Raw genomic sequence first — 23,429 nt, forward strand, 5'->3', positions numbered from 1 at the left:
CTCCAAATACCTGTGTCATGCACGCGAAAAAGCCCCAACTCCACAAAGGGATGGGGCTATGGAACGTTAAGCATGTTGGGATTGCTGTCGCTGGATAATTCGGCGTCGCTGTGCGATCGCTCCCTTGAGCCGAGCTGACAGGTGTGCATCCAGTTGAGCGCTATTGACCCAGCGTTCGGCCGAAACCAATCGCTCAACATCTGAGTTTTCAATCTCCGCTAGAATCGCTTCGCGCGATGCCAAACGGTGACCGTTCGATACCCGCTGCTCTGATGGCTCAGGCTCTCCTCGAGAGAGAAGCACTGAGGATTCCACAGCGGCGTTATAGGCAGCATTTCCATCATCGTCCGGGCCTTGAGCAAGGCCTAGAAGAGCCATCAACCCATAGCGACGTGCATACGTCTGGGCTGACGCCACACCATGGCTATCAAGGGTCTCAACGGGCATCTCACAGTAAGAGCCAATGTACTCCCCAGAAGGACCATGAATGAGCATGGTCTCCATCACCATAGCCCCCACTGTTCCGGGCACAGGTGCCTGAACCAGTGCAATTTCAAACTTATTCAAGACGGCACGAATGCTGCCGATTATAATTGCGAGGCTTGCATAGCGGTTGTCGTACATCGGATTCGTAGAATCCGGTGCGATCAGACCACCAAGCTCAGCCTGCACTGAAGCCAGGGCTTTGCCGATTCTGGCGATCGAGTCACTGCGATTCATAACGTGCTCTCCTCTCATCCCCCAGGTATCGGGGTCTCATGAGGGGTAGGGGCGCTACTGACAGACAAACGGGAGGTGGTATTGAGATTACCGAGAGGAGTGGCAACGCCGCTGAAGTGACACGATCCAGCGGATAAATCAAACAAACGTTTAATTTAAAAGAAAGTAGGGAGAAGTGATGCACCACGCAAGGGAACTAGAATCATTCCCTAGGCCCCATATAACCTTAGTCTCAGAACGAATAACAGATAATAAAAGCAAGGCTTGTTATGGAATGACAGATAGGGCGGTAACTTTGGACCCTGTGCTCAGAGCCTTGAGCACAGAATCACCGCCCGGAGGCATGCTATCCACGCTAAAAAGCGCCAATGCCACAGAAATGCGCTTCAAGCGAGGTAGAGTGAAATGACCTAAGTGATCAGTAGCTGCTTGACCCAAACAGATTCAGCAAATATATAAAAATGCATCCTTCCTCCCGAATCCCATCATGCTGAAAATGAAAAACCCTCCTGACAATGGATGTCAGAAGGGTTTGAAGGGTTAAGCAGCTTTGCTCTTGCGGGGAAATCCCGTGAGCCCACTACTGGTGTACACATCAGCCCAATCAACGCTCACATCAGTTGAGCTGGATGCATCAGGGATCTTTATCGAAGCTCGAATCCCTTTCTCTAAAAGCCGAGCCTGGAGCACTTCCGCTGCGTCCTGACCAGCCTTGCGTCCTTTCCTGTCGGGTAGGTCACGATCAGCCCAAATAACGACTTCCGTGACACCCTCAGGCGGCTCGAACGACCTCATTAGGGAAGCTGACAGTACCGGCCAGACAGGCATTCCCGTAGCAGCCCGAATAGCTAGCGAGGTCTCAATACCCTCAGCCACACCGATAACGCCGGCTGTAGCTGTGCCTAAGCGAATAGCACCACCGTGGACATCACCATCCTTCACCACAGGGAACAGCTTTTTAGCCTTGCTCACAGGCGCCTTCTCTACCACACCATTTTCTGTGCGGTTGAGATACGTCCTATGCATCGTGACAGGCTTTCCAGCCGCATCCCTGACAATGGTTATCAGTGCAGGGTAGTAGCTAACCACTTTGCCTTTCTCGATGTAGGCCATCCTAGGGTGGAGGCGTGCCTCCGTCTCGAGAACGCTAAGCATCGGCTTTACAGGCAACCCGCGGAACTGCAAGTAGCTCGCCAGCATGAAGCGACCTTCGCCTCTTCCCAGGGGTAGAGCTTCTTCCCAGCGCTTGCGCAGCGTTGGCCGGATGTCCTGCTTTTCCTCGACCTGCCGTGGCGGTGGCCGTGATACTGTAGGCGCCAGCGGCTCAACGGATTGTTCACCGAGAGCCCCCATTACCTGCTCCAGTATTTCGGGAAGAGCCCAGCCTTTCAGCTCTTTCAACAGGCTAAAACCATCCCAGTTACCGCAAGTGCAAATGGCCGTACCCCGTTGCTTGAAGCCGCGATCGAGGCGGAAGTCTTCCTTGCCACCATGTATCGGGCAATCGATGTGATGTCCCGGGTGGGCAATTGCATGCTCCAGCTCGGGGCACAGTGCCTGAAAGACCGTATCCCATTGACCTTCCGCGACACGCTTCACATCAGCAATTTCGTACTTGTTGCTATTCCTCATGATCTGCTCCTCTCTCATTTCCGGTCACCCGGATCTCACAATTAGATAGGGCGACCAGTGACGGCTATGAAGAGGTAGGGGAGACACTGCCACCAAATAAAAATGTTCCGCATGCGAAACAATGGCAGTTGGAAGTCCTATACAGAGAAAAGCCCCTCCCGATTAATCGGAGAGGGGCTTGAAGGGTGCCTAGTCGTTCAGTGTGTGGCTAAGCCGCGGAATGCGTCTTGAGCCACTTCTGTTGCCAGGCAGCTTTGTCCTGCTCACTAATACTTTGCAAGCAGTTGCCAATGAGGCGGGCCACAGCACGAAATGCACAATGCACCACTACTTGGCCCAGCAGTAACTCGACCAAGCATGGTCACGCATACCGAGCTATACGGAACTGCTTCATCACTTCGGGGCAGAGGGATTGCGGCGTGTGAGGCTCCCTATGTGATGGTTGCATGAAGAGCAAGGGGTAGAGCCGGATCACCAAGCAAAGCGGATCGACTCAGAGAAAAGACGTATACAAGCGTGTCTCAGTTCTATGCCGTCCGCTTCGCTATCAGACCAAGTGCTGCAAGCCTGTTGGCTGTAATTGGAAACCCGTATAGAGGCGGGCACAACGTCCCACACCTCCGCACGACTTGCACTAAGCGCGGCAGCCGCATTGTTACTCAATACTGACAGAGAGGGACAGCGGCTACCTAACCAGGGCGATGTGGACAGTTACTTGAGTGCGGTGCCCGGACAAGCAGCCTTGGTGACGGGGTTTACCAATTTCTTAAATCGCCAGCATGCCACCACACTGACCCCTAGGGTGGATGAGAAACGGGCAAGAAAACGGCGAAAAGAAAAGTTGGCTCGCACCATGATTCAAATGGCTAAGTGTACTGATCAAGGGGAGGAGTGGAAGGAACGATGGATCGTCACTACCATGGAATACTGTCATGACAAGAAAGTATCTAAAAAAGCACTCCGTCAACAGACCATAGAGCATTCAGGAGACGGGGTTCGGGTTAGCATGGAGGGCGTGAGCTACTGGCTGCCTATTGTATAAGAGTAAAACGTTAGCTCTGCTGTTTGTCGTTAGGTGCGCTATGGGGGCCGCCCCGGCCTTTTGGCCGGAGCGGTTCAGTTAAGGGAATTAAAGCATACCTTTTAGCTCCCCGTAGTCTCCTCCAACACGCAAGACCACGGTCACGTCGTTGTCATTGCGGTTACGGAAGAACCAGCCGTGGTTGCCGGTGAAAGCAGCTTCCAGCTCTCCCTCATCTTCGGGTACGCCACGCCCCTTCTCGTAGCTGATGGAGTTCCCATTGCCATCGCCGTGGGTGTCAAAATTAAGTGGCCCGCCGTCGGACGCCCAAGCGAATGTCGCGACAGCACCTTCTTCCATCGTTAGCTTATACTCGGTACCTTCACCCGGCGTGAGTGTGAAGGTCACCTCATCACCCCATGCCGCAGTTTCTTCAGTTGCCTGGGAAGGTGTCTCCTCAGCGGCAGGAGCGTCAGCAAGCGCTACGTTTGCTTCAGTCTGCACCATCTCTTGGTCTTCTGGTAACGAAGCGGCTACCTGCTCCGTCTCTACGTCTGAAGTTGGCGCAGCAGTAGCGGTTGCAGCCGAAGGTTGGCTATCACTAACGGCCTCTTGAGGTGCAGCGGGTTCAGAAGCCTGTTGGACACTGGCTTGGTCGAGCTCGGCTTCCTCAGCCAACTGGGTCTTGATTTCTCCCATCTCCGTCAGCCCCAACAAGCGCCCAGCGCCGGTCGGGTCAATGGCATACTCAGCAGGTAGCACGACGCTGATCAGCAAAGCGACGGCAATAACGACTGCCATCAACGTAGAGCGAAGTAACTTACCCGTTGACGGCAGTTCGGCACGGGTTGGAAGATCAGTGTTATACATTGGGGACTCCTTCAATTAGGCAATGAAATAGCCGGTCAGTTGATAACCTACCAGCATAAAACCAGCACACATCATGGCGACGTTGGCGGTATAGGCGTGGCGTAAGAAGCCCGTAGTGCGTCGCCAGAAGCCCATCACAATGAGAATGGCGCTCAATGCCAGTAGCTGGCCGATCTCTACGCCTATGTTGAATGCCAGAAGGTTAGGGACGAGACCATCGGGCGAGATATCGTACTCAATGATCTTGCTCGACAGGCCAAAGCCATGAAACAGACCGAACACCAACGTGGCTACCTTGGTGTTGGGCTGAAAGCCGAGCCAGCGCTGATACGCACCGATGTTATCGAGCGCCTTGTAGATAACGGATAGCCCGATGATGGCATCGATCAGATAGCTATTGATGCCGATATTGAAGTAGACCCCGAGAAGCATGGTCGTCGAGTGACCGATGGCAAAGAGGCTGACGTAAATAGCGATATGCTGCATTCGGTAGAGGAAAAAGATGACCCCTAACAAAAACAGGATGTGGTCATACCCCGTTACCATGTGCTTGGCACCGAGATACATAAACGAGATCAGATTAACGCCATAGATCTCTTGGATGTAGCCCTTGTCACCCTCAGCAACCGCGTGAGCAAAGGCCTCGCCACTGGCACCCAGCAGCATGAACAACAGTGTTAGAAAGGCTAAGGCGTGGCGTCGTGCCATCATAGGCAAGCCGAGCGCACCCCTTACTTGGGATGGAAACATGCAACCTCCACGGGTCTGTCATTAGTGTTGGCCATCGGATGGATGGCCCCAGTCATCAAGCGACGACTGGCCGTGGAGGGCGCTCCAAGCGGTAGACACGACGCAGGGGAAAAGCGCGTCGTTCGCCTAGCCGCATGGCATGACGAACGTTTGGTGCGATGGCAATGTTCGCCCCCAAGCGATCCGCTTGTTCGTGGAAGTGACTGCCGCTCTCATGAGAGAGGTGTCGACCGTCATCGTGTTCATGCCCATGGGTATGCCCATGGCCCTTCTGAACACTCTCATGGTGAGATGACTCAACGCCAACCATGCTCATTGCGCCATGCGCACTCGCTTCGCCCACACTGGTAAGCACCAGGCTAGGCAAAAACAGCAGTAGCAGGGTCAGATAGCCAAGACGGTGGCGCAGCCGATTGAGCATTTAGAGCAACCAAGACAAAAATTGACGATAAAAAATGTAGATAACAATTTGCTTACGCTGTAGCTCCGCATAGCACCAATAGATTATCATCCCCTCCAGGGGGATAGGAATAGAATAAGGAAAAGAAAATGACAATACATACACACCAGTCACATCCCGATATCATCAAGCGCTTAAACCGGGCTCGGGGACACCTTTCGAGCGTGACGCAGATGATAGAGGATGGTCGCCACTGTCTAGACATTGCCCAGCAGCTTCATGCGGTTGAGAAAGCTATTCAACAGGCCAAACGTACCTTGGTTTTAGATCATATCGATCACTGCCTAGAAGATGCCTTGGGCTCTCAGGATCAAACGCAGCGGGCGCGGACTGAAGAGTTCAAGGCCATTGCCCGCTACCTGTAAATGCATCTAAGCTCCCCTCACTTGAGGAACGCTCTATGCTCGATGTACTCGCCCATCGCGTCTATCGCCATCTCTTTTTCGCTCAGGTCATTGCACTGATTGGCACCGGTCTGACCACCGTTGCCCTAGCGTTACTGGCTCATGATCTTGCTGGGGGGCAGGCGGGTGTCGTACTAGGCACAGCGCTGGCGATTAAGATGGTCGCCTACGTGGGCATTGCTCCACTGGTGGGTGCTTACGCCTCACGCCTACCTCGACGCACGTTGTTGGTTAGCCTCGACTTGCTGCGAGCAGCCGTGGTTTGCGCACTGCCTTTTGTTACCGAAGTGTGGCAAATCTATGTGCTGATCTTTCTACTCAATGCTTGCTCAGCAGGCTTCACTCCCGTTTTCCAGGCGACAATACCGGACATCCTAGAAGACGAAGAGCAATACACACGAGCATTATCCCTGTCACGCCTTGCCTACGATTTAGAGAATCTTCTTAGCCCGATGGTGGCCGCGGCATTGCTGATGGCGATGAGCTTTGATGTCCTGTTTGTACTCAACGCCCTGGCGTTCGTGATCTCTGCCTCACTGGTTATATCGGTGATGTTACCTGAGCCACAACCACTAGAGGAAATTCCCGGTGTTTGGCGTCGCGTTTCTCACGGCATACGGATTTATCTAAAAACACCTCGCCTTCGCGGTCTGTTGGCGTTGAACTTGGCGGTCTCAGCCGCCGGAGCGATGCAGATCGTCAATACGGTAGTGCTTGTTCGCTCTATGTTGGGGCTTGGCGAGAAAGAAGTAGCTTTGGCCTTTGCGGCCGCAGGTGGGGGCTCCATGCTGGTGGCCGTACTGCTACCTAAGGTACTGGATCGATTGCCTGAACGACCAGTCATGCTGTTGGGTGGCGTTATCATGGCGCTCAGTCTCTACTTGGGCTGGCTAGGCCCATCGTTTGCGGGACTTGTCGGGCTATGGTTGCTACTGGGTGCAGGCGCTTCGATGGTCATGACCCCTACAGGGCGCTTGCTCAAGCGTTCGTGCCAGACGGAGGATCGTCCAGCGCTATTTGCTGCCCAATTCTCGTTGTCACACTGTTGCTGGTTGATCACCTATCCGTTGGCAGGCTGGCTGGGGATAAACCTGGGTCTGACGGGAACGTTCGCTTTGCTCGGGACAGTAGCTTTAACGGCGACAGGGCTTGCGATGCTTACTTGGCCTCGTCGAGACTCAAGAGAGATTGCGCATGAGCACTCGCCTATACGTCATAGCCATCTTCACTATCACGATGAACACCATCAACACGAGCATGAAGGGTGGGAGGGGCCGGAACCTCATAGCCATCCCCACCATCATCCCAGAAATGTGCATCGGCACATATTTGTCATTGATAACCACCATACACGATGGCCTTCGTGACACATTAAGGCTGACAAGTTAATAGATGCCTATTAGGTTAAATCACTACGGGTGATGCCTACTTTACTGAAGGCATTCACCCCAGAAGCTTCGCAGGGAACATTTTCCTTCTTGGGCTTAAGGTGCTTGAACGTATCGGCGATCCCTGGGCAGTGGCCAGCCAATTACTCAGCTATCTTGCTGCTGGTGTGGTGTTACCCCCACGTCACACTGACCACTAGACCGTTGGGCGTGCGATTACTAAGCGTAAGGCGTGCGTTTTGGCGCTGGGCCAACTCCGAGACAATCGATAAACCCAATCCGCTGCCGGTGGTGCCCTGGCCAGAATCGCCTAAAGCGCTCAGTGACGTTATCCAAAAGTGCCTCGGGGAGTCCGGAGGACGAGCAAACGCACATCAGCGACTTACACATTTGGTCGATTGGCCCCAATATCCACGCGGCGATTGTCGCGCTCGTCTCACACAGCCCAGAATCGCCTGATATTTACCTGCAGCGCATTCAAGCTCGATGCCCGTCGTTAGTACACATTACAGTCGAACCCCAGCTGTCTCACTGATCCAAAGAAAACTGACAACGGGATGAGTTAACCCTTTGAGCGATGTGAGCCAAAACCTGAAGGCTCAGATTGAGGAGTAGCCCGTTCGAATTATGGCGTTGCGGCAGGTCTTTTGTCGGGTCGGCGACATCAATGTGATCGGCACCTATCTGAGCAACAATCCGGTCGAGTCGTTGCACGATGGGCTGACCCACCTTCATATTCAAACGTACCGCCGACCGCCGCCACACTGTCGGAGTGGCGCTTTCCAAGCGCCGAATGCTCAGCGGAGACAGTCTTGGCGTCGCGTCTGATAGGCTCCCGGCGGTGTATCCCTATCATAAAAGTCACCTCCTCCGGATCAAGGGCTTGGCGCTGCTTGCGTAGGCGTCTGGCAAGCCGGACAAGGTACTTGTGCTCGGTGTTCATGTTGGCTCCAATCAGGGCAGTTGCGATCTATTTCTGCGTCCATACGATGATCGGGATGCAACAAGCTGCCTTCGACCCGCGCCATATAGTGGATTTCATGACGAGATTTTTCATGTCGCTAACATCACCCGGTTGCGCTCCTGATTTTTGGATACATACAGAGTCGGCGGGTTATACAATTATAGTCTTTCACGATTTAATAGGGTGGTCATTTCAGTCCTCTCACCCCGCCGAATCGGCTGGTGCCAGCAGCACAGGCTGGCCATCTTCCCTCCTGCGCAGTGTGCCCGTCAGCCGGAGATCGTGCCGAGAGGGATAGGCAACCTCATGTACCACTGGCAAATTGATCATGCCGACAGCGCGACGAATGACTTCGGTTTCCACGCTCACGAGTAGGATCGGCGTCTGCCTGCCTGTGTCGGAAAGCGCCGTGTTCGACTTCCAGAGGCGCAGGACCTCGCGACTCTTGCCGTCCTGTGCGGGCCGCACCATGGTCAATACCGAAAACTGGCCATCCTGCAGTCGAGGGATCACCGGCAGCGCCTCGGCTGAGACTGCCGGATCGAGATAGCGTGGCAGGGTCTGCAAGGTGAGGCCATCGGCGCGGACCCAGCCAGCAGTGCTCGCAGCTGCCTCGAAGGCAGTAGAGGTTCCCGTCCATTGCAGCGAGAAGGGTTCTTCCGTTTCACCCACCAAGTCGGTTCTACGCACCGGGAGGGTTTGCCAGTCTGCGGTAAGCCAGGCATCGCGGGAAATGACCTGCACAGGTGTCGGGGGCGGCGTGTACATGGCCACGGCCTGCGGCAGAGCGCGCCATGAGTGCCAGGCTCCAAATCCGAGGAAAACGAATAAGGCCAGCGCGATCGCCATACCTGGCCGGGCCTTGCGTAGGTCTACGCGACGAAAGGCCAGCGCAAAGCATAGCGTAAGCCCGGTTCCCAGCAGCATGCCGCCGACGACATCCGATGGCCAGTGGGCCGAGAGATACAGGCGCGAGGCGGCGATGATGCCCACGACCGCGGCGAAGGCCATGGGCATCACCCTGCGCCAAGGTTGTGGTAAGCCGAACCAAGCAAACCAGGTAAGCAGTCCCATCAGCGTCGCGGCCCCCGTGGCGTGGCCGCTCGGGAAGCCGAAGACCTGGGCGCCCTCGTAAAGTGCCTGCGGACGCGGTATCGCCAGTCCCGCCTTGAGGAGCGTGGCAAGTCCTGAGGCAATGGCGATGCTCAGTACAACCCCTAGGGCGAGGTGCCACTGCCTGCGCAGCAGTAGCCAGCAAGTGACCGCTGCAGACGAAGCGATGATGACATAAGCGTCACCGAAGCCGGTGAGGAAGGCGACGACTTTATCGCCCGGTTCGGTACGCAGGTGGCTAAGGGCTAGGCTAATCGACTGATCGGCGACCGCCAGCCCGCTCCGCTCGGCCACCTCTTGAGCCAGAGTCGCCAAAGCGGCGGCAACAAAGGCTAGCGGGACACCAATCAGGATGAGCGGTTGTAGGTCATGCGAGGGCGCGAGAAGTGACATTGCCAAAGTGCTGACACGACCCTCGCCACTTTTCCGCAATCGCCCGATAAGCCGCAAACGCAGAGCCTCAAGGGCTGGCACGCCCCTGGTCAGCATCAGACGAATCAACAACACAATGGCGAAGCCAGCTCCGAAGATGATGCCGACAAGCACCACCAAACGCATGCTTGCATGCCCTACCAAGCTGAGCCCGAGGCCAGCCACTGCACCGGGGAGGATGTGAGCAGGAGCCCATATGATTGCTGAAGTAATATTTGCCGCCAGAAAGCGAACAGGGGCCATGCCCGACACTCCTGCCATGACGGGTATCACTGCTCGCACGCCCGGCGTAAAACGAGCGATCAGGATACTCTTGCCGCCAGGCGTTGCTGGTATGGATGAGGTTTGGCCGCCCCCTTAGCGGCCATGCCGTAGTAATACCATCGCGCCAATGATGACCGACCCAAAAGGACAGCCCATCTCCTGCGATTGCCCCAAGGGTCGTGGCGATCAGAATTGGCCATAGCGCAAGATGCCCGAGACCAATGGCGGCACCCAAGGCAACTAGCAAGGCGGTTCCGGGAACGAGGGCACCGATAACGATGATCGATTCCGAAGCCGCGAGCATGAAAGCCGCAATGACCGCAACCCACTGGTGTTGTTCGAGATACGTCGTCAGCGATGCCATCATTTCCGTGAGCCACATGTCTTTTCCCTTGTCTTGAAGTGATCGAGTCGGAGCTTACGATGCACAGGCATACACACGCTCCCACCTCACGCTAACCTCAAGCCCACTAGGTTCACGGTTGGTGAGGGTAAGAATGGCTTGTTGGCGCTGGACTAACTCCGAGACAATCGATAAACCCAATCCACTGCCGGTGGTGCCCTGGCCAGACGCGCGCCTAAAGCGCTCAGTGACTTTATCCAAAAGTGCCTCGGGGAGTCCGGGGCCCGTGTCTCTCACCGTGAGCTGAGGCAAGCCCTCCCAAAGCGCTAACTCTACCTCTACCTGACCGCCTTCTGACGTATAGCGCAAGGCGTTATCCAATAAGTTACGAAACAGAATCCCCACCTCGATTTCGTCGGCGCGGACCTCCAGCCGGGTTAAGCCTGTTAGCCTCAAGTGCTGATCTCGCTCTTCAGCGAGTGGCCACAGCTCAGCTACCAGTTCAGCAATAATAGGATAAAGATCGATAGTGGCCGATGAGGTTGTGGCCACTTGATCCAATCGAGCCAAAATAAGCAGTTGTTCTACCACCCGCTGAAGCCGTTCCACACCTATATAAGCCTTTTGTAATGATTGCTCTCCTCCCGCCTGCGCGTTATCTAGGTGAATCCTCAGTGCTGCTAAAGGGGTGCGTAATTCATGGGCCGCATCTGCGGTGAAGCGCCGCTCGCGCTCTAACGTTTCTTTCAGCCGGGCGATAAAATCGTTTAGCGATTGACGTAATCCATTAAGCTCTTGAGGAACAGGATTATCGATTTCACTTAGGTCGCGGGCAGAGCGGCCTTGCACCTGACTAGAAAGCGCTTGGATAGGGACAATCCCCCGCCGGATAATACGGCTCATCAGCCAAAGAAGAAGAGGTAGCAAAAAAAGCATCGGCAATAAATTATTCCAGGTGATGCGCTCGACTACTTCATCATGAAACGAACCTCGCAGCCCCATGCTGATCCAGGTATCGGTGGTAATATCGAACATGCTGAAAACCCGCCAACGATGACCATCGTAGCTTTCCCAGCGAAATCCCTCCTCTAAAGGAGCGGGGAAAGGCCCTGCATCATTCCATTTGCCCCCTAACAACCTGGGTGAGCCATCTGAATTCCAAAAACCCAGCACTAATTTAAGCTCTTCCTCGTGGTAAAGCTTGGGACTTGATTCAGGGCTGTTCACGGGCACTGCGATACCGTCGCGATATAGCTGGGCCGGATATTCTGGAAGGCCCAGGTGCGAAGCCAGGCGAGCATAGTCGTCAATGGTCGCGTTTGGGTCGAGTTGGCCAGCTACAATCCGGCTATGCAGACTGAGCTGTGTATCGAGAATTTCTTCTAGCTCGTGATCGGTAATTAAGTAGGCAGCGGTAAACGCAACGCCCCCGGCGAGAACCAGGGCAATGGCGAGCGTACGGAGTAGATAACGCCGTATGGAGATCATCGCGCTTGGCTATCCAAACGGTAGCCAATCCCGCGCACGTTAATGATCAGATGCTTTTCAAGCTTTTTACGCAGATGATGAATGTGAACCTCCACCGCATTGGACTCGACCTCTTCGCCCCAACCATAAAGCAAATTTTCCAAACGGGGACGAGACAGCACTCTGTCGGGGTGCCTGGCTAGCTCTAACAATAGAGCATACTCCCGGCGGCCCAACTTTACGTCTTTGCCCCGCCAACTCACCGCATGACGCGCCTCATCAATACTCAGCGCTCCCAGTGTCAATATCTGCGAAGCGCGCCCCTCAGCGCGTCGCATGACGACACGCAAACGGGCGAGTAACTCCTGCAAATTAAAAGGCTTGAGCACATAGTCATCCGCCCCCGCATCTAAACCGCCAATACGGTCTTCCATCGCATCTCGGGCCGTCAAAATCAGAATAGGTAGAGTGGATTGCTGACGGAGTAACTGCAGTACCTGCATACCGTCCATATCGGGCAGTCCAAGATCCAAAATAATCACACTGAAGGTCTCGCTGCCGATAGCACTGATTGCCTCGCGCCCAAGCATAAACCAATCGACCGTGTACCCCTCGCGTTCCAGCGCCGTTTTAATGCCATCCCCAAGCAAGGGATCATCTTCTATTAGCAGTGCACGCATGCTGCTCCCCCAATCTACAAACCGCTATCTTCGCCACTAAAACTTAAGCTTTTCTTAAATACGGCAACGTATCCCCCACAAAGCATACGCATCTGAATTCAACCTGTAAGTCAGCCACCCTTTTTTGCAAACCTTTTACGCAGCTTAACTCTTCTTTAAGTTACTTAGGCTCAAGCTGCTTCTTTCGCCATGGGCAAAGCCAAAGCAGCGCCTTCACTGGCGGTCATTTTGAATCTGCCCTGTCGCTACCGCGGGCAGGTCATTTTCTATTAACTGAATAGAGCGCCAGAGTATGCACTTACTAACACTGATTAGAACAAACTATTATTTAAAAATAATGGCCCGTTTTGTAGAAAAAAGAATGAAGCGATTTTTACTCGGAGGTATACGGTATATCGTCAAAGCGCCTGCACCAGAAACCATTAATAACCTTGTGGGCATAGAAAAAATTCTCATTATTCGCCCCAATTTTCGTCTGGGCAACGCGCTAATCAGTACCCCTGTCATCGATGCTTTTCGTGAACGTTTTCCTTCCGCGCGCATAGATTATTTAGCGACGGATAAAACATGGCCACTGTTGCAGCAACGTCCTGTTGATCATTTTCATTTACTGTCGAGAACCGCCATTCTCCGTCCCTGGCAGTGCGTGACGCTATTACGACGCTTACGGGCACAACGCTATGATCTAGCGGTACAAGTGAGCGGAGGTTCAACGAGCGGCTTTATCGTGACCCGGTTAATAGGAGCACGGTACAGCATGGGTTCAGGTAAAGGTCACCAGCGCTGGTACAACATTGAGGCGGAAGGTAAGTCATCACATGCCTATGATGCCATCGTCAATTTGACACGCCCGCTCGGCGTTGCTTGCCATAATCGGCCACTGCTCCAGCTAACGGATCAGGAAGGCTATCAAGCCATGACGAAGATACGACAGCTATTCAGTCTGCATAGCGACCACTCATCAGATACAGACTTTATTGCGATCTTCGTAGGCGGGCATCAAAACAAACGTTGGCCGTTGGCATTTTGGCTAATGCTCATCGATGCCATGGAAGCCTGCAAAATACGTTATGTCGTTTTCCTTGGACCGGAGGAGTTTAGGCTTCTAGCCCCTATTGAGCAGCGCTTGATGTCATCACTGTATGGTAGCTTATGCCCGCCGCTTCCTATTCGTCACTTTGCCGCTGTTCTAGGGCGAGCGCGGTTACTCGTGACACCAGACTCAGGGCCTATGCACTTAGCGGCAGCACTCGATGTCGCCACCATTTCCCTAGTACGCCAGAAAAAATCACTCGCCTTCGTACCACGAGAAGCCTATGACACTATTCTGTGGCGCCCAGAGATCAGCACGGTAATAGACGCTATCAGCGCTAATCTTGACGGACAAAACGCAACCGCTCCCGTTCAACTGGCCTCGGCAACAAACCAACCAACACAGTGGGTTAGAACACCACCCAGCGCTGCCCCTTTGCATTCTAGCTACTGAATTAAAGCGCATAACTGTTCGTTAAGTTTTGCGCTTTACAGTGACCCTACTGTTACGTTATCGAGAGTACTGTCTTGCCTATTTCAACGACGTCAAAACCTAATGGCACGGGTGTCAAACGCATCTTCCGCGCTTCTATTAATGCAGTATCGGGTTTAAAAGCTTGCTGGATAAATGAGTCTGCATTTAGACAAGAGGTGATGCTATGCCTCGTCCTTTACCCTTTTATATTTTTTGTTAATGCCACTTCCGTAGAAAAAGCATTGCTGTTTTCTTCACTCACCCTTGTAGTGATAGTAGAACTCATTAACTCCGCCATCGAATGCACCATTGACCGTATTGGACTAGAACATAACGAACTTAGCGGGCGTGCTAAAGACATGGGGGCTGCCGCCGTCATGATGACCCTTTTTATGATGATGGGTGTGTGGCTATGCGTGCTGCTCTACTAAATGTTCTCAAATCCGTAGCATCCGTATGGCTTTTATTTCTAATCGTCATGTCGGTCTTCAGTATTTTAAACATAGATTTTACGATAACTGACGTTATATATCGCTTTCAAGGTAATGCCTGGACGTGGAAAGATGCCTTGATTACCCAAGATGTTCTTCACACAGGCGGTAAATGGCTAAGCTTAGCGATGGGTTTAGTCACACTCCTCCTTTTGATACTAAGCACCGTTGTAACTCGTTTTAAAGCGTATCGCATGCCGCTTTTATATCTTTTTTCCGCAACGCTTCTTTCTACGCTGCTTGTCGCAACGCTTAAACAACTTGTGAACATGGAATGCCCTTGGGATTTAGTTCGCTATGGCGGGGAACGAGACTTTATTGGCTTGCTCAATACACGGCCTTCCTCCATGCCAGCATCCGCCTGCTTTCCCGCCGGGCATGCCAGCGCAGGCTATACGTGGATAGCCCTCTACTTCTTTTTTGCCGCCATACGGCCTCATTGGCGATGGGCAGGGCTTTCTCTGGGTTTAGGGCTTGGCCTTACGTTTGGGATCACTCAACAGTTCCGCGGGGCGCACTTTCTCTCCCACGACCTCTGGACCGTCATGATTTGTTGGACCGTAAGCTTTGTCCTTTCAAGATTCTTATTACACCCCAGCGTTCATTAATCTTTTCATTCAGAGATCTTTTCGATGCGTACTTTGCTATCATTGCCTTCAAATGCTGTTGGCACCGCTTGGCATTATCGCCCCACATTAAGCACGGAGCAGCTTGTCTTATGGGCCGTTGTCATATTCAGTGTTTTTTACAATGTCCCTTTTTGGCAACAAGCCTTTGCTGGCTATGAACCTCTTGCCGTCCAGACGTGGCTAACCTTTGCCACTATGTTTTTGGTGATGACCTGTCTTAACTATTTAGCCTTTATTAGCATTGCTTTTCGAACACTGGTAAAGCCATTATTAACTTTACTTTTTCTGATTGCCGCTTTCGTCAGTTACTTTACTAGCTATTACGGCACCTATTTTGATACTTCAATGTTAGACAACGTGCTTCAAACGGATACTAACGAGGCACAGGAGCTTCTTACACCCGGATTACTGATTCATTTAATGCTCTTTTTCTGTTTGCCAACCATCATGATTTGGCGCGTTAAAATCACACAGTCAACTTGGAAGAAGGCAGTGTTGCGTCGCTTAGCTTATTGCCTTGCCAGCACTGCTATATTGCTGTTAGCAATTTTCTTATCTTACCAAGAAGTGTCGTCACTCATGCGCAACAATAAAGAGCTACGCTACTTGGTGACCCCAGGTAATTATATTGTTTCGATGGCGCAGGCCCTTTCGAGCCAACACGCTTCCGCGAATACGGTGCGTTCCCCGGTGGGTGAGGACGCCAGTATCAGTTCACAAGCGGGTGACAAACCCACACTGCTCGTCATCGTGGTGGGCGAAACGGTACGGGCGGCGAATTGGGGGTTAAATGGTTATGAACGCCAAACCACACCCAAACTTGCCCAGCAGCCTGACGTTATCAATTTTTCAGATGTTTCCTCATGCGGTACAAGCACAGCGGTCTCATTACCCTGCATGTTTTCATTACCAGGGCGTGCCGATTACGCTAAATCGTATGCTCAGCAATATGAATCCTTGCTGGACGTATTAGCCCACGCCGGGTTAGAGGTCACCTGGCTTGATAACCAGTCAGGCTGTAAAGGTGTCTGCGACGGAGTGACGACAAAAGCGCTATCGCCAGAAGAGTATGCCTCTTTGTGTCAAGATGGGCGATGCTTGGATGAAGCACTGGTTCAAGCCTTGACCAAGCAAATTAGCGGTACCTCAGCTGATCAGGTTGTTGTGCTGCATCAGCTAGGCAACCACGGCCCCAGCTATTACCAACGCTACCCTGATGACTACGAACGTTTTGTTCCCGCTTGCACCACCGCTGATTTAGCCAAGTGCTCAAGAGACGACATTACCAACAGCTACGACAATGCCATTCTGTATACCGACACTGTGTTGGATCAGGTGATTGAGATGTTAAAGCGTCAGGATGACTACGCAACTGCGATGATCTATCTCTCTGATCATGGTGAATCACTGGGTGAAAAAGGCCTATATTTGCACGGTATTCCCTATGCCATTGCTCCCGATGAACAGACCCATGTGCCTATGGTTTGGTGGCTTTCCAACTCATTTTCAAAGCAGCGAGGACTCGATACGGAGTGCTTACGCCAAGTCTCTGATCAAGCCGCTTCCCACGATAACTTATTTCACAGCGTGCTGGGGTTGCTTGGCGTAGCAACGGACGTATATCAGCAGGCAGAAGATATTAGCCAAACGTGCCGGAGCCTCGCCAATTAATGAATGCTTAAGTGATCGTTAAGTATTCCATGTCAAGCTGCTCTCCACTCTGCTCAACTATCCTGGTGTATGCACATGGTTTTATCGCATCTATTGGACTCCAACCAAGGTTTTTGGAGACGGCTACTACCCAAAAAAATGGCAACAGCAGGGGGCTTGGTAGACGGTGTCAATACCTCTATACATTCTGCTAAATGGCTTTCCTTTAGAGCCAGTGTTGTTTTAATTACTTTACTATCGACTCTGCTGTGGTTAACGGGAATAGAAAGAATCGAGATCATCATCGCCATATTAAGTGTAACGTCAAGTGGTATGTCACAGTTACTTGGACGTTATTATTCTATCAGTGTATTGAAAGTAGTTGAAAATGATTTGATAGATACGCTCGACGCATTAGGAGCTGCAGGAGTTGGAACCTTAATAATTTTATATCTATTGGATTAACACACTTAATGTACGCTATTGAAAAAAAATTCACTTATTAATGCAACTAGGCTAAAAGTAAAGACTGAGGAAACATGGCTAGCCTATGCTAAGTGTCTTATACAAGACGAACTATATTTTTAACGTTTTGACTTGTTTATCTAGCCGGAAATGATAATGTTGGGAGCCTTTTAATACCCGACGAATTTACTTAAGTATAGCAGTAATTTTGGGTGACTTGGTTTAGAGCGTCGGATTTTCAGCTAGAGACACCATGTCATGACATTTGCCACCATATTGATTTTGGCCTTTTCCATGTCGGCAGATGCCTTCGCTGCTTCCATCAGCAAAGGCGCTGAGCTACAAAAACCCTCGTTTCGGCACGCCATCAGCATTGGGCTGATATTTGGTACTATCGAGACCATAACACCCTTGCTGGGCTGGTTGGCCGGGGTAGCATCGCAGCGCTTTGTGCAGGCTTGGGATCACTGGGCTGCGTTCTCAATCTTATTGGTTATTGGTTTACATATGGTGTATTCGGGCCTATGCAAAGAAGACAAAATAGCCCAAGAAAAGCAAACACTGTGGTTATTGATATTAACGGCTATTGCTACGAGTATTGATGCCATGGCCGTTGGTGCAAGCCTTGCCTTTATTGATGCCAATATCATCGCTACCAGCTTAGCTATTGGTTTAGCCACTACTGTCATGGCATCAATTGGCACCTTATTGGGTCACCAATTTGGCAAATACGTTAGCCACTGGTCTGAGCTGATCGGTGGGATCGTTTTAATTGGTATTGGCCTGGGAGTGTTAGCCGAACATACTGCTTTTTTTAATTGATCTTTCCTGATCTGTGTCATCCAGAGACAGTGTTAAAGCAATATGCGTAGCAACCCTCTGGGAAAGAGGACTGTTCACGTAGCATAAACGCAGAATCGAACTACTGATGCTTTTCCTTGCAGGTCACCGGAACCGGAGCTTCGAGCTGAAGTGTAGATCATGCTCTTTCGTCTTTGTGCCCAGGATGCGGTATTACAGTAAGTGAAGGATGTTGTCAGCCAAAATGGTCATACAAACGTTTCTTGTGCCTTTTTGTCATGTCACGACGTCCATTTCGTGTGATGACAAATCGATTACAAAGATGTGTCGATGCCTGCCCCTCGGGTGATGGTGAGGATGGCGATGCGGTTCAGACCCCTCCCAGACCTCATGTTCATGCTGGTGATGGTCGTCATGGTAGTGCAGATGGGAGTGCTCCACAGGAGCATGGTCATGCTAGAGCGCCACCGGAACCCGTGACGGCCAGAGACGGGTCGCGAGCGCCTGTTCGCCCAGGCCCGGAGCGGACATAGACCACGGTGTTAACGATTTGCATGGCCCCGGCGACCGAAACCGCTATGTTCAGGGCAAGCATCCCTCACAGCCGGGGCGTTTTCAAGTAGATTCGCATGCCGTGGGAGACCTTGCGCCAGTCACTTAGCGCTTCGTCATCCGCAGTTTGGGGCGACAGCAGGACCACCGAGACGACCAGGAAGGCCAGACTATTGAGCAGGAACAGCACATCGAAGCTCATCACCATCAGCAGCGCGGCAGACGCGAGGCGTAGGCTTCGACCAGTGACGCGATGCCCACATAGGCCACCATCTTAGCCTGCCCGGCCACCAAGTCATGGGCCAGCAGCGCTAGGGCGACCGTCGTTAAACCGTTGCCGACGAGGGCGGTGACCTGGGCCAGGAACGAGTGACGATAGATACGATGAGCCAGCACCTGGAGCACGGGGCCCTCCTCGATGTGTTGCAGTCGGTTACAGGCGGCATGCTGGGATGAACGATTCACATAACTTTCTTCTGTTGCAAGCAAGCCATACTACCCCCTAGTATCTATACTACCTCCTGTACTGTTTCCTTCTCCACAGAGACGACCACATGCACACGATCAAAGACAAAGCGAAGCTGCTAACTCGTGTTCGACGCATTCAGGGGCAGGCAGCCGCACTGGAAAGGCAACTTGATAAGGAAGGGGATTGCACTGCCGTGCTGCAACAGACTGCCGCGATTCGCGGGGCGGTCAATGGGCTGATGGCAGCCATAATAGAGGGACACCTAACTGATCACATCGTCAGGGAGCCCGAATTGGAGCAGCGGCAACAAGATTTGGACGCGGTGCTACAGGTCATCAAGTCCTACCTCAAGTAGGAGAGAAAGAAGCCTGGCACACAGAATATTCAATATGGATGAGAGCAATGATCAAGGCCGCCACCCGCTCGAAGAAAAGGATCAAAGGCCCTGGCGCGGTACGACCATCACCTACGCCTGGGGTGATTTCTACCATGAAGCGATTACAGTTATGCGCTCCGGCTTCCTTGCTGTGTTTCAGCACTGAGGAACTGGCCTTGCTTCTTGTTGGTACGAGTACTGAGTAGAGAAAGTCCCTGATGACAACAGAACTAATCTCGAACGCTAAACAATGGGCTCGCACGATCAAACGGGATGTACACGCCGTCTGGCTTGCCGCTCGCGATCCACGTACCCCATGGTTTGCAGAGGTGTTGGCAATGATTGTCGCAGCCTATGCCGTCTCACCTATCGACTTGATCCCCGACTTCATCCCCGTACTCGGCTACGTGGACGACATCATCATTGTCCCACTCGGGATATTGTTGGTGGTGAAGCTTACACCACCAGAGGTCATGAACGAGCACCGAGCAACCGCTGACGCAGCCTCTGAACGCCCGGTAAGCCGCATAGCTGCTGGCGTGTTTATCGCTATCTGGTTCTTCTTCGCCACCTTCTTGGCAAGAATGCTCCTATGAATATATCCAATACGTAATGTGGCAGGTACAACCTGCCTTATATTAGCGCGGAAAAAACCTGTCGACCCAATGGCCTGATAGAGGGTAGGGGTGGCTCGCGGGAAGTCTCGTGGGCTAATAACGAAGGAGACATAAATGTCAGACCACGATCATAGCCATAGTGGCGGCAAGACCTTGTTGTTCGCACTGGTCTTCACTACAGGTTTTGCAGCTGTCGAAGTGTTCGGTGGCCTGATAGCTGATTCGCTTGCCCTGTTGTCGGACGCAGGCCACATGCTAACCGATTCATTGTCGCTAGGGATTGGTGCCTTCGCTGCTTGGCTGGCCAAGAAGCCAGCATCGCGTCAGCACTCCTTTGGACTCAAGCGTGCTGAAATCCTCGGCGCTCTGTTTAACGTGCTGTTTATGTTCGGGGTGATCGTATTCATCGCTTACGAGGCGATCCGCCGCATGGCAGATACACCCGCCGTTGCCGGAGGCATGGTTTTGGCGATAGGCGGGCTCGGTTTGCTGGTGAATATCGTAGTGGCTTGGGTGCTGATGCGTGGAGAGCAAACTATAAACGTCCGCGGAGCGCTTCTGCACGTAATGGGAGACTTATTGGGCTCGGTAGCTGCGCTGGTTGCTGGGGCGGTCATTTATCTGGACGGGCCGCCCATTGCGGATCCGATCCTGTCTCTTTTCGTCAGCCTATTGATACTGGTGTCCGCCATTCGGCTACTGCGTGAGGTGACGCATGTCTTGATGGAAGGCGTGCCAAAAGGAATTGATGCGCATGAAGTCGGCTGCGCTCTAGTCCGGGTCGACGGTGTCTGCGCTATCCATGACATGCATATTTGGAGCCTGTCATCAAACAGCCAGGCTCTAGTGGCACATATCGATGTGGAAGCGATGGAGCGATGGGAAGAGATACTGCCGCAGCTGCAAACGATATTGCGGGAGCGCTTCGATATTGCGCACAGCACCCTACAACCCGAAGATGCCGCTATCCGCCATGTTTGTGATGCCGATCCTTATTGTGGGGCTGGTAAGGTGAATTAGGAGACAACCGGCAGAAGGTCCCGCCGAGGCTGCACGTAGCAGCATCAATAACTATAGCGCCACTTGATACCCATTATCTCTATCTGGGAATGTACGCCCCCCTTGGGGAGTCCTGCTCCTGAGCCGCTCAGGAGCGTCCGTATCAACACTTTTGGCAACGCCAAGTGCTTTCCAACGTGCGGCTTGCATTGTTTCAGAGAAACGGTCACAAGGGCGCGCTCTATATAAACTCAACATAGAGATTGTCGCAGCAATTATTGTTTAGTCGCAGCAATTGTTGAAAATGACACCAGCGCCTTGCTAATGACGTTGTTGGGCAGGGGGGGATATTGCACAGTCAGCCCCTAGAAACAGCCCTGCCTGGCGGCTGAGGCTGAGGGGGAACGTTGCACAGCAGCAATTAAAGATGTGAGAAATGCTTTGTTCAGCGTGAAGAGAAAGACCCCTCAAAAGAGAGGGGTCTAGGAAAAGCTCATCAGAACATTTCGAGCTTTGGAATGTTATCAGCGGCGGTATCGATCCCTTCAAGAAGCTCGATGCCGCGAGCCAGTGCATTCTGAGCCAGCTCAAAAGCACTAGCGTTAAGACGGGCATTATTATCGTCCCTATTGACCTCAACCCCACTTCTTGCGAATTCAACATCGCTCAAAAGCACGGGTTGGCTACCTATCTTTACTTCGACCTTGGCGGACAGCATACCGAAGAACCACTTATGCTCAGCAAAAGCTTCCTTATCGGAATCTGAGTACCTATCGAAGAAGTCCGGGGTCACCACTGGATCATTGTCGAGCATCAGTGTGACGGTTAAGTGGCCATTCGTACCTGTAACGGTGTCACCACAGATTGCAAAGCCGTCAAATTTATTAAGTTCCATGATCGTTCCTCTCTCTCATTCCTGCTGAATTGCAGGTCTCAAGAAGAGATAGGGACTCCACTGACACAACTGGTGAGGCTCTGTGCAGCGCAATGAAAAAGGCCCCTCGATCTTGAGGGGCCTTCAGGATGAAATAAAATCTCGTTAAGCCTCAATGAAACTACAGGTTCTCTCGAAACCCTAAGGCTTTAAGTTTCTTAATAAACTTTTCTGGAGTTATCTCTTTGCCATCCAGTTCAGCCAGTAAATTCAGCACATCTTGCATAGAGTACAGGGCTTTCCAATCATCCTGATAAACATGCAATAAAGGGGAGTGATTACCCCACTGAATGCAGAACTCCCCGGCTGTCCCACCATCGATATGGTACAACCCGATATAAATCTGCTCAGTGGCCCCTGCTGGGAGGCTCATCCCATCCATACTGCTGTTGAGCATGTAACCCTTGAAGCAGCCCTCGAACTCTTTCATACGGTCTCCTTAGTCATTCCTGCCCGTTGCAGGACTCATCATTGGTAGGGCGCAGAGTGACCCTTGGAGGCCTTGAGTGCTAGATGGCCGCAACCAGTCGATAGGCTACAGTATAAAACATGGACGTTTCACGCAGCCGCCCGGTCGAGCATTGACCGAACGTGCGGATTCGCATCCCTACCATCACCTTCGACTCCCTGGGCAGGTCGATTGAGTGAGGCGCCAGCCCATAGAGCCACAGCAGCAGACCGGCTCACCCCGGCAGTGCAGTGAATGACCAGCTTCACCGGCCTGCGATCGCTGGACCACTGGCGAATCCACCCAGAAATTCTCTGTGCATCCTCGAGCGTCATGGGTTCTTCGCAGCCGAAGCCTTCACCGGGAACGACATCATCAAACTGCATTAAGAGAACATCATCCCCCCCCTTTGCCAAGCGAGTTGAACGCTCGTCAAGCCCTCGAATGGACAGGACTACAGTATCGGCGCTTGCTTGCCGGCGCTCGATGTCACGTCGACTTGTATATTCGATGCTAGTGATCATTGGTTATCTCATTCCGGTTGGTTAGGGCATGGAGGGCTTGCTCGCGAACTCGTCCTGCGAGGTGAATCCTCATCGCATACTCGACGGCCGCGGAGCGAGATCGCTTTCGTGAAGCCAGGCGATTGATGTGCTGCTGGGTATCGATCACCAGGGCTTGTGCGGCAGCGACATATCGCAACAGGGTTTCGCGTTGGGGGTACTTAGGATGGGAGCAATCCCATGACAGGCGAATACAAGCCTCGCCAATGACGGACGACCGAGAAAAAGGATTATCCAGATAGTGTGTCACCAGCGTCTCGCCGGCCTGATCCACCTGCTCAACACGTTGCTGCATGCGATCCCCCCTATTGTCCCCAGGCTCATGAATGGCTGGTTATAGGGAGTTAGGGATGGCAATGACACAGAATGAGAAAGCCCCAACTAGCGAACTAGAAGGGGCTTGAAGGTAAAAACCTTGAA

Annotated in this window: 27 protein-coding genes; 13 read left to right on the forward strand and 14 right to left on the reverse strand. The window is 52.5% G+C overall.

From position 1 onward, the window contains the following. Positions 1 to 66: 66 nt before the first annotated feature. On the reverse strand, positions 67 to 720 hold the full coding sequence (locus ACW44H_RS20255) for an ERF family protein (protein WP_167408823.1): 654 nt from the start codon (positions 718 to 720) through the stop codon (positions 67 to 69). 540 nt (positions 721 to 1,260) lie between these two features. After that, positions 1,261 to 2,352, reverse strand: a complete 1,092-nt coding sequence (locus ACW44H_RS20260; RefSeq protein ID WP_052703833.1) for a DUF7146 domain-containing protein — start codon at positions 2,350 to 2,352, stop codon at positions 1,261 to 1,263. Between the two features lie 580 nt (positions 2,353 to 2,932). Between ACW44H_RS20260 and ACW44H_RS20265 the strand changes: the two genes are divergently transcribed. Further along, positions 2,933 to 3,394, forward strand: coding sequence for a hypothetical protein (locus ACW44H_RS20265; RefSeq protein ID WP_241524643.1), 462 nt, complete (start codon positions 2,933 to 2,935; stop codon positions 3,392 to 3,394). 87 nt (positions 3,395 to 3,481) lie between these two features. On the opposite strand, the gene ACW44H_RS20270 is transcribed toward ACW44H_RS20265, so the two are convergent. From ACW44H_RS20270 to ACW44H_RS20280, 3 genes are all read right to left on the reverse strand, one after another. Next, a complete protein-coding gene (locus ACW44H_RS20270; RefSeq protein ID WP_113270634.1) occupies positions 3,482 to 4,243 on the reverse strand; it encodes a hypothetical protein in 762 nt (253 codons plus the stop codon). 15 nt (positions 4,244 to 4,258) lie between these two features. Beyond that, complete coding sequence (locus ACW44H_RS20275; RefSeq protein WP_035561902.1) at positions 4,259 to 4,909, reverse strand: HupE/UreJ family protein; 651 nt, start codon at positions 4,907 to 4,909, stop codon at positions 4,259 to 4,261. A gap of 139 nt (positions 4,910 to 5,048) precedes the next feature. Next, positions 5,049 to 5,414, reverse strand: coding sequence for a hypothetical protein (locus ACW44H_RS20280; protein ID WP_035561818.1), 366 nt, complete (start codon positions 5,412 to 5,414; stop codon positions 5,049 to 5,051). A gap of 128 nt (positions 5,415 to 5,542) precedes the next feature. Here ACW44H_RS20280 and ACW44H_RS20285 point away from each other — a divergent pair, with 128 nt between their 5' ends. Next, positions 5,543 to 5,818: a metal-sensing transcriptional repressor gene (locus ACW44H_RS20285; protein WP_176304217.1), complete on the forward strand. Its 276-nt coding sequence runs from the start codon at positions 5,543 to 5,545 to the stop codon at positions 5,816 to 5,818. A 35-nt stretch (positions 5,819 to 5,853) separates the two neighbouring features. Continuing rightward, complete coding sequence (locus ACW44H_RS20290; RefSeq protein WP_035561811.1) at positions 5,854 to 7,224, forward strand: MFS transporter; 1,371 nt, start codon at positions 5,854 to 5,856, stop codon at positions 7,222 to 7,224. Positions 7,225 to 8,410: 1,186 nt separating this feature from the next. Here the strand turns inward: ACW44H_RS20290 and ACW44H_RS20295 are convergent. From ACW44H_RS20295 to ACW44H_RS20305, 3 genes are all read right to left on the reverse strand, one after another. Then, on the reverse strand, positions 8,411 to 9,997 hold the full coding sequence (locus ACW44H_RS20295; protein ID WP_035561808.1) for a phosphatase PAP2 family protein: 1,587 nt from the start codon (positions 9,995 to 9,997) through the stop codon (positions 8,411 to 8,413). 439 nt (positions 9,998 to 10,436) lie between these two features. Further along, a complete protein-coding gene (locus ACW44H_RS20300; protein ID WP_113270638.1) occupies positions 10,437 to 11,849 on the reverse strand; it encodes an ATP-binding protein in 1,413 nt (470 codons plus the stop codon). Then, entirely contained in the window at positions 11,846 to 12,508 is a 663-nt protein-coding gene (locus ACW44H_RS20305) for a response regulator (protein ID WP_113270639.1), read from the reverse strand. Before ACW44H_RS20305 ends, ACW44H_RS20300 begins: the two co-directional genes overlap by 4 nt. Positions 12,509 to 12,869: 361 nt before the next feature. Between ACW44H_RS20305 and ACW44H_RS20310 the strand changes: the two genes are divergently transcribed. The 6 genes from ACW44H_RS20310 to ACW44H_RS20335 all read left to right on the forward strand — a co-directional run bounded on the left by ACW44H_RS20310 (position 12,870) and on the right by ACW44H_RS20335 (position 18,072). Continuing rightward, positions 12,870 to 13,994, forward strand: coding sequence for a glycosyltransferase family 9 protein (locus tag ACW44H_RS20310; protein WP_235272582.1), 1,125 nt, complete (start codon positions 12,870 to 12,872; stop codon positions 13,992 to 13,994). A 74-nt stretch (positions 13,995 to 14,068) separates the two neighbouring features. After that, the gene (locus ACW44H_RS20315) at positions 14,069 to 14,446 is read left to right on the forward strand and encodes a diacylglycerol kinase (protein ID WP_217908915.1); all 378 of its coding nucleotides are present in this window, start codon (positions 14,069 to 14,071) and stop codon (positions 14,444 to 14,446) included. After that, the gene (locus ACW44H_RS20320; protein ID WP_035561798.1) at positions 14,428 to 15,114 is read left to right on the forward strand and encodes a phosphatase PAP2 family protein; all 687 of its coding nucleotides are present in this window, start codon (positions 14,428 to 14,430) and stop codon (positions 15,112 to 15,114) included. The genes ACW44H_RS20315 and ACW44H_RS20320 overlap by 19 nt, the downstream gene beginning before the upstream one ends. A gap of 24 nt (positions 15,115 to 15,138) precedes the next feature. Next, positions 15,139 to 16,806, forward strand: a complete 1,668-nt coding sequence (locus ACW44H_RS20325; RefSeq protein WP_035561795.1) for a phosphoethanolamine transferase — start codon at positions 15,139 to 15,141, stop codon at positions 16,804 to 16,806. 75 nt (positions 16,807 to 16,881) lie between these two features. Next, entirely contained in the window at positions 16,882 to 17,250 is a 369-nt protein-coding gene (locus ACW44H_RS20330) for a hypothetical protein (RefSeq protein ID WP_144408646.1), read from the forward strand. A gap of 258 nt (positions 17,251 to 17,508) precedes the next feature. After that, complete coding sequence (locus tag ACW44H_RS20335) at positions 17,509 to 18,072, forward strand: manganese efflux pump MntP (RefSeq protein WP_035561792.1); 564 nt, start codon at positions 17,509 to 17,511, stop codon at positions 18,070 to 18,072. A gap of 577 nt (positions 18,073 to 18,649) precedes the next feature. On the opposite strand, the gene ACW44H_RS20340 is transcribed toward ACW44H_RS20335, so the two are convergent. Together ACW44H_RS20340 and ACW44H_RS20345 are read right to left on the reverse strand one after the other, a co-directional pair. After that, positions 18,650 to 18,811, reverse strand: a complete 162-nt coding sequence (locus tag ACW44H_RS20340; protein ID WP_243470538.1) for a hypothetical protein — start codon at positions 18,809 to 18,811, stop codon at positions 18,650 to 18,652. Next, the gene (locus tag ACW44H_RS20345) at positions 18,811 to 19,068 is read right to left on the reverse strand and encodes a hypothetical protein (RefSeq protein ID WP_235272584.1); all 258 of its coding nucleotides are present in this window, start codon (positions 19,066 to 19,068) and stop codon (positions 18,811 to 18,813) included. Before ACW44H_RS20345 ends, ACW44H_RS20340 begins: the two co-directional genes overlap by 1 nt. A gap of 89 nt (positions 19,069 to 19,157) precedes the next feature. On the opposite strand from ACW44H_RS20345, the gene ACW44H_RS20350 reads away from it, so the two are divergent. From ACW44H_RS20350 to ACW44H_RS20365, 4 genes are all read left to right on the forward strand, one after another. Then, positions 19,158 to 19,427 carry a metal/formaldehyde-sensitive transcriptional repressor gene (locus ACW44H_RS20350; protein ID WP_035561786.1) on the forward strand — a complete coding sequence of 90 codons (270 nt, stop codon included), beginning with the start codon at positions 19,158 to 19,160 and terminating at the stop codon, positions 19,425 to 19,427. 34 nt (positions 19,428 to 19,461) lie between these two features. Then, positions 19,462 to 19,614: a hypothetical protein gene (locus ACW44H_RS20355; protein ID WP_157738124.1), complete on the forward strand. Its 153-nt coding sequence runs from the start codon at positions 19,462 to 19,464 to the stop codon at positions 19,612 to 19,614. Between the two features lie 52 nt (positions 19,615 to 19,666). Then, entirely contained in the window at positions 19,667 to 20,044 is a 378-nt protein-coding gene (locus tag ACW44H_RS20360; RefSeq protein WP_035561783.1) for a YkvA family protein, read from the forward strand. A gap of 135 nt (positions 20,045 to 20,179) precedes the next feature. After that, the gene (locus ACW44H_RS20365; protein WP_045812307.1) at positions 20,180 to 21,085 is read left to right on the forward strand and encodes a cation diffusion facilitator family transporter; all 906 of its coding nucleotides are present in this window, start codon (positions 20,180 to 20,182) and stop codon (positions 21,083 to 21,085) included. Positions 21,086 to 21,560: 475 nt separating this feature from the next. Here ACW44H_RS20365 and ACW44H_RS20370 read toward each other — a convergent pair whose 3' ends face one another. The 4 genes from ACW44H_RS20370 to ACW44H_RS20385 all read right to left on the reverse strand — a co-directional run bounded on the left by ACW44H_RS20370 (position 21,561) and on the right by ACW44H_RS20385 (position 23,304). Then, on the reverse strand, positions 21,561 to 21,959 hold the full coding sequence (locus tag ACW44H_RS20370) for a hypothetical protein (protein ID WP_035561780.1): 399 nt from the start codon (positions 21,957 to 21,959) through the stop codon (positions 21,561 to 21,563). Positions 21,960 to 22,119: 160 nt separating this feature from the next. After that, entirely contained in the window at positions 22,120 to 22,428 is a 309-nt protein-coding gene (locus ACW44H_RS20375; protein ID WP_035561777.1) for a hypothetical protein, read from the reverse strand. Positions 22,429 to 22,556: 128 nt separating this feature from the next. Further along, positions 22,557 to 22,862, reverse strand: coding sequence for a hypothetical protein (locus tag ACW44H_RS20380; RefSeq protein ID WP_146779553.1), 306 nt, complete (start codon positions 22,860 to 22,862; stop codon positions 22,557 to 22,559). Positions 22,863 to 22,959: 97 nt separating this feature from the next. Beyond that, positions 22,960 to 23,304: a hypothetical protein gene (locus ACW44H_RS20385; protein ID WP_035561771.1), complete on the reverse strand. Its 345-nt coding sequence runs from the start codon at positions 23,302 to 23,304 to the stop codon at positions 22,960 to 22,962. Positions 23,305 to 23,429 lie beyond the last annotated feature (125 nt).

This window comes from Vreelandella sulfidaeris Esulfide1 (assembly GCF_054072535.1).